Consider the following 16,980-nt stretch of genomic DNA (forward strand, 5'->3'; position numbering starts at 1 on the left):
GTGGCGTCGGATCGTGGCGAACTGCTGGAGGGGTTGGCCGCGTTGTCGGTGGGGGAGTCGTCGGTGGGGGTGGTGGAGGGCCGGGATCTGCGCGCTGATGAGCGGGTGGTGTTCGTGTTCCCGGGGCAGGGCGCGCAGTGGGCCGGGATGGCCGTCCAACTGCTCGACTCCGTACCCGCGTTCGCCGAGCGGATGGCCGAGTGCGAGCGGCTGCTCGACGAACTGGTCGACTGGTCGCTGCGCGACGTCCTCGGCGACGCGGCGGCGCTGGAGCGCGTGGACGTGGTGCAGCCCGTGCTCTGGGCGGTGATGGTGTCGCTGGCCGAAGCATGGCGCGCGGCCGGAGTCGTCCCGTCGGCGGTCGTCGGGCACTCGCAGGGCGAGATCGCCGCCGCGTGCGTGGCAGGCGTGCTCTCCCTGGAGGACGGCGCGCTGCTGTCCGTGCGGCGCAGCAAGGCGCTGACGGCACTCGCGGGCCGCGGCGGGATGGTGTCGGTGGTGGCCCCCGAGGACCGGGTACGGCAGCGGATCGAGCCGTACGGCGACCGGATCTCCATGGCGGCGGTCAGCGGACCGTCGTCGGTGGTCGTCTCCGGCGATCCGGACGCTCTCGACGAACTCCTCGCCTCCTGCGAGGCCGACGGCGTACGCGCACGCCGCGTGCCGGTCGACTACGCCTCCCACTCCGCCCAGGTGGAAGAACTGCGGGAGGAACTCCTGACGTCGCTGGCCGGTGTGCGGCCGCGCCCGGCCGAGGTGGCGTTCTACTCGACCGTCACCGCCGAACGGGTCGACGGCACCGAACTGGACGCCGCGTACTGGTACCGGAACCTGCGACAGCAGGTGCGGTTCGAGGAGACGACCCGGGCCCTGGTCGAGGCCGGGCACGGGGTGTTCGTGGAGGTCAGCCCGCATCCGGTGCTGACCATGGCCCTCCAGGACACGGTGGACGAAGCCGACCGCGCGGTCGTGGTCGCGGACACCCTGCGCCGCGACGAGGACGGGACCCGGCGGTTCCTGCTGTCCGCGGCCACGCTGCACGCCCAGGGCGTCGCGGTCGACTGGAGGCAGGCGTTCGACGACACCGACGTCCGGCCCGTGGACCTGCCCACCTACGCCTTCCGGACGAAGCCCTACTGGCTGCGCGTGCCCGAGCCGTTGCTCGGCGCGCCCGTCGAACTGGCGGACGGCGGCCGTACGGTCCGTACCGGTCGGCTGTCCTTGCGCAGCCATCCATGGCTCACCGACCATCGCGTACACGGCCGGGCGGTGGTGCCGGGGACCGCCCTGCTGGAGATGGCGCTGCTGGCGGGGCACGCGGTGGACGAACTCACCCTGCAAGCCCCCGTGGTGGTGCCCGAGCAGGGCGAGATCGAGATCCAGCTGCTGGTGGACCCCGTCGACGACACCGGTCACCGGCCGCTGTGGCTGCACGCCCGCCTCCCCGACGCCGACTGGCGCCTGCACGCGACCGGCGCCCTCGCCACAGCCGACGCTCCGCGTGATGAGCACGGCGACGGGGACCTGGCTTCTTTCCTGGACCCGGACCTGGCGCAGTGGCCGCCCGCCGCCGCGGAGCGGGTCGACCTCGAGTCCTGGTACGACGACCTGGCCGCCCAGGGCCTGGAGTACGGGCCCGGCTTCCGGGGCCTGCGGGCGCTGTGGCGGCGGGGCGACGAACTGTTCGCCGAGGTGTCCCTCGCCGAGCCGGTCCGCGCCGCGCTGTTCGACGCCGCCCTGCACGCCCTGGACCTGAAGTCCGCGCCGGCGCTGCCGTTCTGCTTCAGCGACGTACGGCGTCCGCACCCGGACGCGGACGCGGACGCGGACGCGGCTGCGCACGCGGACCCGGAGATCTCGACCCTGCGGGCACGGATCACACCGCTCGCCGACGGCTCGGTGTCCCTGCACTGCGCGGACGGCACCGGGCACCCCGTGCTGTCGGTCGGCGCGCTGACGCTGCGTCCGCTGGCGGCCGCGTTTTTCGGCGGCGCCGACCAGGGCGCGCTGTACGAGGTGACCTGGGTTCCCGCACCGCCGGTCGCCGCCCGGACCGGTACCGAGGGCGTCACGGTCCTGCACTGCCCCTCCGCCGACGGCGAACCGCCGGTCAGGGTCCAGGCGGTGACCTCGGCCGTGCTCGCGGACCTGCAGACCTGGCTCGCCGATGCCGACGCCGACGCAGATGCCGAGGCTAAGCGGGTCGGCAGCGCCCTGAAGGGGCGCGGGGCGCTGACATATGCGGCTCCGCCGCGCGGGCGCGACCAGCCACGACGGCGCCGCAGCGGAACGACGGCACATCACGGCACCTCCAGCGGAGCGCTCAGCTCTGGTGGCGCGCGCCTGGTGGTCGCGACGTACCGGGCCGTGGCGGCCGACGCGGACACGGAGGTGGACCCGGTCGCGGCCGCGGTGTGGGGCCTGGTGCGGTCGGCGCAGACGGAGCACCCGGACCGCATCGTGCTCGTCGACACCGACGACCCGGAAGCGCTCCCGGAGCTGCTCCCCTCCGTGCTGGCCTGCGACGCGCCGCAGGTCCTGGTGCGCGACGGCGGGACGAGCGTGCCGAGACTCGTACGCGCCGAGCCGCCCGCCACCTCCGAGCCGTCGGCGCTCCCGGAGCCCTCCGCGTTCCCGGAGCCCTCCGCGTTCCCGGAGCCCTCCGCGTTCCCGGAGCCCTCCGTGTTCCCGGCCGACGGCACGGTGCTGATCACCGGCGCGTCCGGGACCCTCGGCGCGCTGGTCGCCCGGCATCTGGTCGCCGAGCACGGGGTGCGCGACCTCCTGCTGGTGAGCCGACGAGGCGCGCCGGAGCTCGCCGACGAGCTGACCGCATCGGGCGTGCGAGCGACATCGGCGACCTGCGACGTCAGCGACCGGGACGCACTGGCCGCACTGCTGGCGGAGATCCCCGAGGACCGCCCGCTGCGTGCCGTCGTCCACGCGGCGGGGGCGCTGGACGACGGGGTGATCGGTTCTCTCACCCCCGACCGTCTGAAGAACGTGCTGGCGGCGAAGGCCGACGCCGCCTGGCATCTGCACGAGCTGACCCGCGACCTCGACCTCGCCGCCTTCGTCCTGTTCTCCTCGGCCGCCGCCACGCTCGGCACGGCGGGACAGGGCAACTACGCCGCGGCCAATGCCTTCCTCGACGCGCTGGCCCGGCACCGCCGTGGCCTGGGCCTGCCCGGCCTGTCGTTGGGCTGGGGCCTGTGGGCCGAGCGCAGCGCCCTGACCGGCGGCCTGGACGCATCCGACCTGGTGCGGCTGACCGAGGCGGGCGTGCTTCCGCTGGCCACCGAGGACGCCCTGACGCTCTTCGACACCGCTCTGCGCGTCGACCGGGCCCACCTGCTTCCGCTGCGCACGAACCGTACGGCGGACGACGAGCTGCATTCGTCGTTCCGTGCTCCGACTCCGGCCGCAGCCGGGGGCCTTCAGCCGGACCGGCGTCCTGCCCGGCTCCCCGCGACCGGCGAGGCAACCGGTCCGCGGCACGTTCCGGCGGCCGAACGCGCGCGCCACGTACGCGAGTTGGTGCTGCGGGAGACGGCGGCGGCGCTGGGCCATGACTCGGTCGCCGACCTCGACCCCGACGCCGAGTTCCAGCGTCTGGGGTTCACCTCGCTCGCCGCGCTGGAACTGCGGAACCGACTCGGAGCGCGCACCGGGCTGCGGCTGCCCGCGACGATGGTCTTCGAACACCGCACGCCAACGGCACTGGCCGACTTCCTGACCGGCCGACTGCTCGGCGACGAGCCGATCGCCGCCCCCGAGACGAGCGATCCCGCGGCACAAGCCGGAACCGAGGAGACGGGCGAAACGGGGGAGATGGAGGAGACGCGGGAGCCGGGGGAGCCGGGGGAGACGGAGGAGACGCGGGAGCCGGGGGAGCCGGAGGAGACTCAGGACGACGACCGCATCGCGATCGTCGGGGTCGCCGGTCGCTACCCGCTGGCCCGCACGGTCGGCGACCTCTGGGACAACCTGGCCGCAGGACGCAACTGCGTCCGCGAAGTGCCCGCGGACCGCTGGGACGCGGACCGCTGGAACGCGGACGCGCGCCACGACCCGGCCGGGACGAGCGGCGGCTACGGCAGGTGGGCCGGCTTCCTTGACGACGTCGACCGGTTCGACCCGCTGTTCTTCCGGATCTCGCCCGCCGAGGCCGAGGCGATGGACCCTCAGGAGCGCCTGTTCCTGGAGACCGCGGCCGCGACCCTCGAGGACGCCGGGCACCCGGCGGCCCGGCTCGCCGCGCAGGGCCCGGTCGGAGTGTTCGTCGGCGTGATGAACAGCGACTACGAGTGGATGGGCGGCGCGGCGAACGCGCTCGGCGTGCCGACGGACGCCCACTCCCGGCACTGGTCGGTCGCCAACCGGGTGTCGTACTTCTTCGGCTTCACCGGGCCGAGCCTCGCCGTGGACACCGCGTGCTCGGCCTCGCTGACCGCGGTGCATCTGGCCTGTCAGAGCATCAGGAACGGCGACTGCGCCGCCGCTGTCGTGGGCGGCGTCAACCTGATCCTGCACCCGCAACATCTGCACGGGCTGGCCCAGGCCGGCATGCTCTCGCGCGGCGACCGGCTCAAGGCCTTCGGGGCGGACGCGGACGGCTTCGTCGACGGCGAGGGCGTGGGCGCGGTCCTGCTCAGGCCGCTGGGGAAGGCGCTCGCCGACGGGGACCGCATCCTCGGCGTCATCCGCGGCTCCGCCGTCAACTCCGGTGGAAACACGGGGGGTTACACCGTGCCGAGCCCGGCCGCGCAGAGCGAGGTGATCCGCACGGCGCTGGACCGCGCCGGGGTGGCGGCGGACACCGTCGGCTATGTGGAGGCGCACGGCACCGGCACCCCGCTCGGCGACCCCATCGAGATCGTCGGCCTCGTCGAGGCGTTCGGCGGACGGATCGACCCCGAGGAGCGCGCCCGGCGGCCGAGGGTGGCCGTCGGCTCGGTGAAGACCAACATCGGCCATCTGGAGTCGGCGGCCGGCATCGCCGGACTGACGAAGGTGCTGCTCCAGTTCCGGCACCGCGCGCTCGCGCCGTCGCTGCACTCGGCGCGCCCCAACCCGGAGATCGACCTCACCACCACGCCGTTCGAGATACAGCAGACCCTCCAGCCCTGGACACGGCAGGGCTCTTCGGCTGCGCGGAGCACGGACGACGGCGCGTCCGACGGACTGCCGCTGCGCGCCGTCGTCAGCTCCTTCGGGGCGGGCGGCTCGAACGCCTGCGTGATCATGGAGGAATACCCGATGGCCGAGGCTTCGGAGCCGACGCAGGACCAGGCGGAGCAGCTCCTGGTGCTCTCCGCGCAGAGCGAGGACCGGCTGCGGGCGTCCGCGGCGGATCTGGCGTCCTTCCTGCGCCGGGGGGCCGCGAAGGCGCCGGCGCCGTCGAGGGCGTCCGGGGGCGCGGCGGCGGACGTCCCCGGCCGTTGCCTTCGGCTGGCCGCCGAGCTGGCCGGTGTGGCGCCGGCCTCTCTCGACCTGGACACCGACCTGGTCGACTGCGGATTCGGGGTGGCTGAGCGCGCCCACTATTTCGCCCTGCTGGCCGAGGAGTTGGGAGCCGAGCTGCCCACGGCGGCCATGGCCGCGGACACCATCGGCGCGGTGGCGCAGGCGGTCGAGAAGGCGGCCTCCGGAGGCCGGACGTCGGTGAAGGACTCCGGGAAGGACTCCGGGAAGGCGGCCGGGAAGGAGACCGAAACTGCCGCTGTCGAGCGGGCTCCACGGCTCGCCGACGTGGTCCACACCCTCCAGTCGGGCCGTACCGCCCACGAGTGCCGTCTGGCCTTCGCCGTCGGTTCGGTCGCCGAGGCTGCTTCGCTGCTGGAGGCGTATGCGGCGGGCGAAGCCGACGAGCGGGTCGGCACCGGTCGGGTCACCCGTGCGGTGACACAGCTCGATCCGGTGCAGGCGCATGCCCTGGAACAGGCGCTGGCGCGACGGGACTTGGCCGCGGTGGCCGAGCGGTGGCTGACCGGTGCGGAGATCGACTGGTCGCGGATCACTCCGGGCGTCGCCCGCCGAATCGAGCTGCCCACCTACCCGTTCGCCCGCAAGCGCCTGTGGATTCCCGCCCGCCCCGCCGTAGCGGCACCGATCGCACCGATCGCACCGATCGCACCGGTCACAGCCGTGGCCCCGGCCTCGGAGGGCGGGACGACCGGCCTCCTCGACCCCGCCGTGGCCCGAGTGCTCGCCGGCTTCGCGGAGTTGGACGCGGTCTCGGTGTCCGGAGTGTTCGCCGCCTACCGGCGCATGGGCGTGTTTCAGAGGTCGGGTGAGCGATACCGGAGTGAGGAACTGCGCGGCCGACTGCGCATCCGGGACAAGTTCCAGCGGCTGCACGAGGCACTGCTCGGCCTCCTGACCGGGGCCGGGTTCCTCACCCGGGACGGCGACGCACTCGTCACCACCGCGAAGGCGGACAGCGCGGACGCGTCCGGCGCGACGGGCTGGGAAGCCGAGTTCGACCGGGTCGCGGTCGCGTACCCGGACATCGAGCCCACCGTCACCCTCAACCGCGAGTTCCTGCGGGTGTACCCGCAGCTGCTGCGCGGCGAGTTGGTGGGGACCGAGGTGATGTTCCCCGGGACCTCGATGCAACTGGTGGAGAACCTCTACCAGGGCAACCCGCTCACCGACTTCTTCAACGCGCTGGTGGCGGACGTCGTCCGGGACCTCCTCGACGCCCGGCTGCCGCAGCTGCCGGACGGGGAGACGTTCCAGGTGGTGGAGCTGGGCGCGGGCACCGGCGCCACCAGCGAACGCGTGCTGCCGGCCCTGGCCGGGCAGCCGGGGCGGGTCGGCTACACCTTCACCGACATCTCGCCACGCTTCCTGGAGTACGGCCGTGAGCGGTTCGCCGGGCGTCATCCGTTCGTCCGGTTCGAGCTGCTCAATCTTGAACGCGGCCTGACCGAACAGGGGTTCACCCCGGGGACGGCCGACGTCGTGCTGGCCACCAACGTCGTGCACGCGACCAGGAATCTGCGCGCCACCCTGCGCAAGGTCAAGGCGCTGCTCAAGCCCGGCGGCCGACTCGTGCTCAACGAACTCACCTCCATCCGGCCGTATCTCACCGTCGGCGGCGGCGTGATGGAGGGCTGGTGGGCCTTCCAGGACACCGATCTGCGCATCCCCGACTCTCCGCTGGTCGCGCCCGAGAGCTGGAGTCGCCTCCTGAGGGAGGAGGGCTTCATCCGGGCCGGCATCCTCGGCGACGAGACGGGTGGCGGCGGCCTGGGCCAGCACGTACTCGTCGCGGAGAGCGACGGAGTCCTGCACGACAGCCCGACGACGGGGACGACCGGGGCGACGGCGAGCACCGACAGGACCGATACGGCAGACCAGGCCGACAGGGCCGACAGGGCCGACACGGTCGGTGAGCGGCTGCGCGAGCTGCTGGAGCGGGTTCTCAAACTGGACGTGCGGATCGACCCCGACCGTCCGCTGGCCGACTACGGCTTCGACTCGCTCAGCGGGATGAAGATCGTGTCCGCCGTGGACGAGGCGTTCGGCGTGACCGTACCGCTGGAGGAGTTCTTCGAACGCCCCACGCTGCGTGAGCTGACCGGGCACCTGCTCGCCGACTGGCTGCCCGACACCACGCCTCCCACCCCCGAGCCATCCACCGCACCCACCCCCGAGCCCACCACCTCGCCGACCGCCGAGCCCACCGTCCTGCCCGTCCTGCTCACCTCCCTTCAGGAACAGGTGCTGCGTCCCCGGACCGATCTCGACCTGGACGCGACCGGTCATCCTCTCTCGGAGGGCCAGCGCGCGCTGTGGGTGATCGAGCAGATCGCCCCGGGCAACCACGCCTACAACCTGCCGCTCGCCTTCTGGCTCGCCCCCGACGTCGACGTGCTCGTCTTGCGCGTCGTCCTCCAGGACCTGCTGGACCGGCACGAAGAGCTGCGGGCGGCGATCCGCACCGGCGAGGACGGGGGGCCGTACGTCCGGATCGCGGCGGAGCCGGAACTGCCGTTCCAGCAGGTGTTCCTGACCTCGGCGGCGGACACCGACCTGCGCGACCGGATCCGCGCCGAGGCCCGCCAGCCGTTCGACCTGACCCGGGGCCCGTTGGCGCGGGCCACGCTGTACACCCTGGGCGACGGCCGCCAGGCGCTGCTGCTGACCGTGCATCATCTGGTTCTCGACGGGGTGTCCATCCCGCTGCTGCTCCAGGAGGTGGAGCGCGGGTATCGCGCCGTCCGCGAAGGCCGCCCGCTGCCGGCCGAACGGCCCGGCCGCACCTTCGCCGACTTCACCGCCTGGCAGCGCGAACTGCTCGCCGGGCCGGAAGGAGAGCGGCTGCGCGCGTACTGGGTGGAGCGGCTGCGGGACCGCCGGTCCACGCTGCCGCTCCCCCTGGACCGGCCGCGCCCGCCCGTGCCCGGCTTCCGGGGCGAGAGCGTCACGGGACGCGTTCCCGCCGCCGTGTCGGACCAGGCCCGCGCGCTGGCTCGCAGCGAGCGGTCCACGCTGTCCAGCGTCCTGCTCACCGGCTTCCTCACGCTGCTGCACCGGTACGGCGACACGGCCGACGTCGCCGTCGGCACCCCGACGGCGGGCCGTCCCCCGAGCGGCTACGACGACGTGCTCGGCTACTTCATGAACATGGTGGTGCTGGCCGAGCGGGTCGACGGCCGGGAGACCTTCCGCACCCTGCTCCACCGGGTGCACCGCACGGTGCTGAGCGCACTGGAACACAGCGCCTACCCGTTGCTGACGCTCGTGGAGGAGCTGCGGCGCGCGGACCCCGCCGCCTCGGCCGCGCCCTTCGACGTGGCGTTCTACTTCCACAACTGGGCCCGCGACCTGCGTGCCGACGGCCTGGTGCGCGGCCGGGTCGAAGGCGTGCACCAGGAGGGCGAGTTCGACCTGACCCTGGACCTCGTGGACGAGGCCGAGGGCTGCCGGTACACGCTCAAGTACAACCCCGACCTGTTCGACGCCGCGACGGTGGAGCGGTTCGGGGAGCACTTCGTCACCCTGCTGGCGTCCGCCGTCGGGGCGCCCGAGACCGCCGTCGGCGAGCTGGAGCTGCTGACCGAGCGGGAGCGGGCGGCGCTCGCCCCGCCCGCGGTGGCGGACTTCCCGGCGGAAACCACGGTGTGGGAGCTGGTGCGACGACAGGCCGAGGCCCGCCCCGAGGCGGTTGCGATCCGCTGCGCGGGGACCGAGCTGACCTACGGACGGCTGAAAGAGCGGGTGGCGGCGCTGGCGGCCCGCCTCGCCGCGGCCGGTGTGGGCCGCGGCCGCACGGTGGGCGTGTCGCTGCCGCGCGCCGCGGACCTGCCGGTGGCGCTGCTGGCGGTGCAGGCCGCCGGTGGCACCTACGTCCCGTTCGACCCGTCGTATCCACCGGAGCGGCTCGCGTACATGGCGCAGGACGCCGGCCTGCAGCTGATGCTCACGCACTCCGCCGTCCCGAGCGGGTACACGACGGTGCCACGGCTCCTCGTGGACGGCGACCTCTTGGACGGGAACCCGGCGGACCACGGGGGCCTCGTGGACGGGCATGAGGCCCCGCCCGCCGCTGCCTCCCCGGGGCCCGCCGAACCGGCGGACACCGCCTATGTGATCTACACCTCCGGCTCGACCGGCCGGCCCAAGGGCGTCCGCGTCCCGCACCGGGCGCTGACCAACTTCCTGTGGTCGATGGCCCGGGAGCCGGGCTTCGGCCCCGCCGACACACTGCTGGCCGTGACCACGGTCTGCTTCGACATCGCCGCACTGGAGCTGTATCTGCCGCTGATCAGCGGCGGCGCCGTGGAGATCCTGCCGACGGAGGCGGCCCGGGACGGGCTGCGGCTGCGCGAGGCCGTCGAGCGCAGCGGCGCCACGGTGATGCAGGCGACGCCCGCGACCTGGAGCATGCTGCTGGCCGCGGGCTGGCGCGGCAGCCCCGGACTCAGGGTGCTGTGCGGCGGCGAGGCGCTCCCCGAGGAGACCGCGCGGGCGCTGCTCGCCGGCAACCGCGAGGTGTGGAACCTGTACGGCCCGACCGAGACCACCGTCTGGTCGGCGGCGAGCCGGCTGGCCGCCGGGGAGCGGGTGACCATCGGGACCCCGATCGCGAACACCTCCCTCCACGTGCTGGACAGCGCCCGCCGACCGGTGCCGACCGGGGTGCCCGGCGAGCTGTACATCGGCGGACAGGGGGTCGCCGACGGATACCTGAACCGCCCGGAGCTGACCGCCGAACGCTTCCTGCCCGATCCGTTCGCGGCCGGGGCCGAGGCGCGCATGTACCGCACGGGCGATCTGGCGCGCCGCAGGCCCGACGGGCGGATCGAGTACCTGGGGCGGATCGACGCACAGGTGAAGGTCCGGGGCTTCCGGGTGGAACCGGAGGAGATCGAGGCGACGTTGCGCCGCGTGGCCGGGGTCCGCGAGGCCGTCGTCGTGGCACGGGGCCCGGAAGGCGGCGACCGTTCGCTGCTGGCCTGCTACGTACAGTCCGACGGGTTCGCAGAGCCGACGCGGGAGCAGTTGGCCCGCTGGCTGCCGGACCACATGGTCCCGGCCGCGCTGCTGCGGGTGACCGGGTTCCCCCGCACGCTGAACGAGAAGGTCGACCGCACCACCCTCGCCACGCTGCCGCTCTCCGAATTGCGGGGCCGCTTCGGCATCGTCGGAGACAATCCGCCGATGATCCCGCAACGGCCCGCGGGCGGCGGCCGGGTCGAGGCGCTGATCGCCGAGCTCGCGACGCTGGTCGGCCGTCTGTCGGGAACGCCCGCCGAGGAGATCGGGGCGCACCTCCCGCTCGGCGAGGCGGGCATGAACTCGGTGGGATTCACCGCCCTCAGCGTGGAACTGCGCGAGGCGTACGGCATCGAGGTCTATCCGACGCTGTTCTACCGCCGGGGCACCCTGGCGGCGCTCGCCGCACACCTGTGGGAACACCATGCCGACCGACTGGCCGAGCACTTCACGGACGCCGACGCCGACGCCGACGCCGACGCCGACGCCGACGCCGACGCCGACGCCGACGCCGACGCCGACGCCGACGCCGACGCCGACACCGTCGTCGGCTCCGCCGCCGCCGTCGAGCCGCGGCCCGCGCCGCAGGAGACGCGGACCGCCGGGGGACGGCCGGGCACGGACGTCGCCGTCATCGGGATGGCCGGGCGGCTGCCCGGCTCGGCCGACCTGAAGGAGTTCTGGGCGCACCTCCTCGCCGGGGACGACCTGGTGGGCGAGGTCCCCGCGAACCGCTGGGACTGGCGGGAGCGACCGCTCTCCCGCTCGCGCTGGGGCGGCTTCCTCGACGACGTGGACCGCTTCGACGCGGCCTTCTTCGGCATCTCTCCGCGCGAAGTCGAACTGATGGACCCCCAGCAGCGGCTGCTTCTCGAAGCGGTCTGGTCGGCCGTGGAGGACGCGGGCCACCGCCCCGGCGACCTCGCCGGAAAACGCGTCGGCGTGTTCATCGGCGTCGCGGGCGCCGACTACCTGGAGGCCCAGCGGGCGGCCGGAACCGCTCCCCAGGGCCACACGGCCACCGGCGCCGCGCTGTCGATCATCCCGAACCGGGTGTCCTACCTGCTGGACCTGCGCGGTCCGAGCATCGCCGTCGACACCGCATGCTCGGGCTCGCTCACGGCCGTCCAGCAGGCCTGCGCCGCGCTGCGCGACGGGACCTGCGACCTGGCCGTCGCCGGCGGCGTCAACCTGATCCTCACGCCGAGCGTGTACGACGTGCTCAGCCAGGGCGAGATGCTCAGCCCCGACGGCCGGTGCAAGACGTTCGACAGCCGCGCCGACGGCTATGTCCGCGGCGAGGGCGTCGGCGTCGTGCTGCTCAAGCCGGCCGCCCGGGCGCGGCGCGACGGCGACGCCGTGCACGCGGTGATCAAGGCGGCCGTCGCCGGACACGGCGGCCGCACCACCTCACTGACCGCCCCGAACCCGGACGCGCAGGCGGACCTGCTGGTCGAGGCCTACCGCGCGGCCGACGTGCCGGTGGAGACCGTCGGCTACATCGAGACCCACGGCACCGGCACCGCGCTCGGCGACCCGATCGAGACCGCCGGACTGAGCGCCGCCTTCCGCCGGCTCCGCGCGGAGCGGGCCGAAGCCGCCTCGACGGCGGCGGAGCCCGGCCCCGGCTGCCTGATCGGGTCGGTGAAGACCAACATCGGGCATCTGGAGGCCGCGGCGGGCATCGCCGGGCTGTTCAAGGCGGTGCTCGCGCTGCAGCACGGCACCGTCCCGGCCGTCCTGCACTTGGAGGAGCCGAACCCCTATCTGGAGCTGGACGGCGGCCCGTTCGAGGTGGCCGACACCGTCCGGCCCTGGCCACGGCCACGCGATGCGGCGGGAGGTGAGCTGCCGCGCCGCGCCGGGGTCAGCTCCTTCGGCTTCGGCGGGGCCAACGCACACGTAGTGCTGGAGGAATCGCACATGCCCGACTCCCGCGGCGAGGAAACGGCCGAGCAACTCTTCGTGCTGTCCGCCCGCACCCCCGAGGCGCTGCGCGCCGTCGCCGGGCGGCTCGCCGACCATCTGGCCGAGCAGGACGTCCACGCGGGGGACCTGGCGTACACCCTGCAGACGGGCCGGGAGCCGATGGCGCACCGGCTGGCCGTGGTCGCGGACGGAGCCGCGGGCCTGCGGGCCGAGCTCACCGCGCACCTCGCCGGCCGGCCGTCCCGCGCGAGCGTCGGGCAGGCGCAGCGAGCGGCTGTGGCGCACTCGGCCGCCGCGCCCCGTGACCTGACCGCCCTCGCCCACGACTGGGTGGCCGGCGCCGAGGTCGACTGGGCGGCCCTGCACCGCGGGGCGGAGCGACGCCGGGTGCATCTGCCCGCCTATCCCTTCGCCGGCCCCCGGTACTGGTTCTCCGGCTCCCCGCAGCCGGAACGCACCGCGCCCCGGCTGCACCCGACCCTGCTCGACACCGACCGGTCCACGGCCGACGAGCGGACGTTCGGCAAGACCTTCACCGGGACGGAGTTCTTCCTCCGCGACCACATCGTCGGCGGCGAGCCGGTGCTGCCCGGAGTGGCCTACCTGGAGATGGCCAGGCTGGCCGGCGAACTCGCCGCGGACAGCCCGGTACGGGGCGTCGACGGCCTGGTGTGGGCCACCCCGGTCCGGATCCCCGCCGGAGCCGAACGCCGGCTGTCGGTCCGCGTCACCGGTGCGTCCTTCGAGGTGCGGACCGCCGGGGACGACTCCCCGGCCCACGCCCACGGCACACTCCTGTTCGGCGCGCCCGAGGGCCGCCCCGACCCGGTCGACCTGTCGGCCGTCCGCGCCCACTGCACGGACGTGCGGCGCGGGGCGAGCTGCTACGAGGCCTTCGTCCGACTGGGCTTCGCCTACGGCCCGAGCCTTCAGGCGATCGAGGAACTCGCCGTGGGGGAGCGGGAGGCGCTCGCGACGCTGCGGCTGCCCGGACCCCAGCTCCCCGACCGGGGCGGGTACGTGTTCCACCCCTCGCTGCTCGACGCGGCGCTGCAGACGGCGGGCCTGCTCGCGTCCGCCGCGCAGGACTCGGCGCGTGCGCTGTCCTATCTGCCGTACTCGCTGGGCTCGGTGCGGCGGTACGCCGACCTGCCGGAGCGGCTGTACGCCCATGCCGCTCCCGCCGCCCGCCCGGCCGGGGCCGGCACCCTCTGCTTCGACGTGGCCCTGCTGGACCGGTCCGGCGAGGTGCTCATGACGATCGACGCCTTCACCCTCCGGGCCGTGCCCACCGCGCCCACCGTGCCCATCGCGCGCCCGACGGCCTCGGAGGAGACGACGGACGCGGTGGCCGCGTTCGAACCGGTCTGGCAGACAGCCCCGCCGACCGGGCGTCGACCGACGGGAACTGCGCTGGTGCTGGACGCCGGGCACGAAGGCCTGGAGGTGCGTGCAGCCCTCACCGCGGCGGGCCTGAGCACCCGGATCGTCGCGACCGGCGCCGGATTCGACGCGGCGGCGGCGGTTCGCGCCGCGGGCTCCGGGCCCGCGCACGTGGTGCATCTGGCCGGTCCGGACGCCGGGCCGCCCGGCGAGGCGCTGGAGCACGGTCTCCACACCGCGAGGGCGTTCCTCCAGGCCTGGCAGCGGGAGCGGCGAGGCCCCCTGCGCTACCTGTACGTGTACCGCGAGCCGGCCGCCTCGCCCGCACATCCGGCGATGGCCGCCTTCGCCCGCGCCGTCCGCCGGGAACACCCCGCGCTCGACATGAGCGTCCTGGCCGTGGCGGACGGCCGGCTCCCCGAGGCGGTGGCCGCCGAACTCGCCACCGCCGACGGGCCCGAGGCACGCGTCGGCGCGGCCGGCCGCACCCGGCGCGCCTGGCGCCAGGTGAGCCTGCCCACCCCGACCGCCTCCGCGTTCCTCGGGACGGGAGCCCAGATCATCACCGGCGGCACGGGCGCGCTCGGCCTGCTGCTGGCCGAGCACATCGCCGCCGTACGGCGCGCCGCGGGCCGGTCCGCGGGCGGGATCGTGCTCGCCGCCCGCACCGCACCCACACCGCAGGCCCGCGCCCGGATCGAGGCCATCGGCGCCCGCGTGATCCGGGCCGACGTCACCGACCCCGCCGCGGTCCGCGCGCTGATCGACGAGGCGCGACACGCGCACGGCACGGTCGGCGGCGTGCTGCACGCGGCCGGAGTCCTGCGCGACGGCCTGCTGCACGGCAGGGACCGGGCGGACGCGGAGGCGGTGCTGGCCGCCAAGGTGCACGGCACCGTGCTGCTGGACGAGGCGACGCGGGACGAACCGCTCGACCACTTCGTGGCCTTCTCCTCCGCCTCCGCCGCGCTCGGCAACGCGGGCCAGACCGATTACGCCTTCGCCAACGCCTTCCTCGACCACTTCGCCGAGCAGCGGGAACAACGGCGTCGCTCAGGTCACCGGCGGGGCCGCACCCTCGCCGCGGCCTGGCCGGTCTGGGCGGACGGCGGCATGCGCGTCGACGCCGCCACCCAGGAGTACGCGGCCCGGGTGGCCGGCCTGCGTCCGCTGCGCACCCGGCCGGCGCTGGACGCGCTGGAACGGGCGCTGGCGTCGTCCGCGCCCAGGCTGCTGCTCGCCCCCGGCGACCCGGCCCGAATCCTGGCCGCGCTCGACGGCGGCCCGAAGCCGAGCCCGAAGCCCAGCCCGGAGCCGAGCCCGGCCGAGCCCGTCGGCGCATCGCAGGACCGGGCGGACGCCCGGGGCCGGGCCGAGCAATTGGTCCTGCGGATCGTCGCGGAGGAGCTGAAGCTCCCCGAGGCGGAGATCGCCGCCACCGAGCCCTTCGACCACTACGGCGTGGACTCACTGATCACCCTCGCCGTGACCCGGCGGCTGGAGGAGGACTTCGGCCCCCTGTCGAAGACCCTGCTGTTCGAGCATGTGACGGTACGCGAGCTGGCGGACCACCTGGCCGCCGCGCACCCGGCCGCGTTCACCCCGCCGCGCATCGAGGCCCCGCCCGCCGAACTCGTCCCGCCGGCCGCGGTCTTCGCCGAGGGCGACGCGCCCGGCGCGCCCGCTGCCTCCGACGCCGGCGACATCGCGATCATCGGCGTCGCGGGGCGCTACCCCGAGGCCGACGACGTCGACGAGTTCTGGCGGAACCTGCGGGCCGGCCGGGACAGCGTCCAGGAGGTGCCGGCCGACCGCTGGGACCACAGCAGGTTCTACGCCGCCGACAAGTCGGCCGTCGGCAGGACGTACGGCAAATGGGGCGGCTTCCTCCGCGACGCCGACCGCTTCGACCCGCTGTTCTTCCGGATGTCGCAGATCGAGGCCGAGCACACCGACCCGCAGGAGCGCGTGTTCCTGGAGACGGTCTGGCATCTGCTGGAGGACGCCGGCTGCACCCGCGAACAACTGCGCGGCTCCCGCACCGGTGTGTTCGTCGGCATGATGTACGGCCAGTACCAGCTCTACGGCGTCTCGGAGGCGCTGCGCGGCGAAGGCCTGCCGCCGCACTCGTCCTATGCCTCGGTCGCCAACCGGGTGTCGTACTTCTTCGACTTCACCGGGCCCAGCGTCGCCGTGGACACCATGTGCTCCTCCGCACTGGTCACCATCCACCAGGCGTGCCAGGCCATCCGCGCCGGTGACTGCGAGGTCGCGGTCGCCGGCGGGGTCAACATCTCCAGCCACCCGGCGAAATACCTCCAACTGGCCTGGCGGGGCTTCCTCGCGGAGGACGGCCGGTGCCGCAGCTTCGGCGCGGGCGGCACCGGCTACGTCCCGGCCGAGGGCTCCGGCGCGGTCCTGCTCAAGCGCCTCGACGCGGCCCTGGCCGACGGCGACCGGATCCTGGCGGTGGTCAAGGCCTCCGCCGTCAACCACGGGGGCACGGGCCGCGGCTTCAACGTGCCCAACCCCAAGGCACAGGGCGACCTGGTGCGGGCCGCGCTCGACCGGGCCGGGCTGCGCCCGGCGGACCTCGACTACCTGGAGGCACACGGCACCGGCACGGCGCTCGGCGACCCGGTGGAGATCACCGGCCTGATGCGGGCTTTCGGACCTGACGCGCCAGATGTTCTGCCGATCGGCTCGGTGAAGGCGAACATCGGGCACGCCGAGTCGGCGGCGGGCGTCGCGGCGGTCACCAAGGTGCTGCTCCAGATGCGCCACGGAGAGCTGGCCCCCTCCCTGCACGCCGACGAGCTCAACCCGAACATCGACTTCGCGGCGACCCCCTTCAGGGTCCAGCGCGAGGGCGCGGCGTGGCCGCGCCGGCTGCGCGCCGACGGCACCGAGCGGCCCAGGACCGCGGGCGTCAGCTCCTTCGGGGCCGGTGGCACCAACGCGCACGTCATCCTCCAGGAGTACGTCGGCGCACCGAAGGAGCCGGCCGGCCCGCCCCGCCCGGCCGGCCCGCAGCTCGCCGTGCTCTCCGCCCGGGACGCCGACCGGCTCCTGGAGCAGGCCCGCCGCCTCGCCGCGCGGTTGGAAGACCGTGCCCGAGACCCGATCCGGGTTCTCGGCGAGTGCTCCATTGAACGCGACCAG

1 protein-coding gene is annotated in these 16,980 nt (G+C 74.4%); it reads left to right on the forward strand.

The window, feature by feature from the left end; genetic code table 11:
* Positions 1–16,980, forward strand: a 16,980-nt coding sequence (locus tag ACWCPF_RS44730) for an amino acid adenylation domain-containing protein (protein WP_451050911.1), incomplete at both ends; no start/stop codon positions are given.

The organism is Streptomyces sp. NPDC001858 (assembly GCF_053594615.1).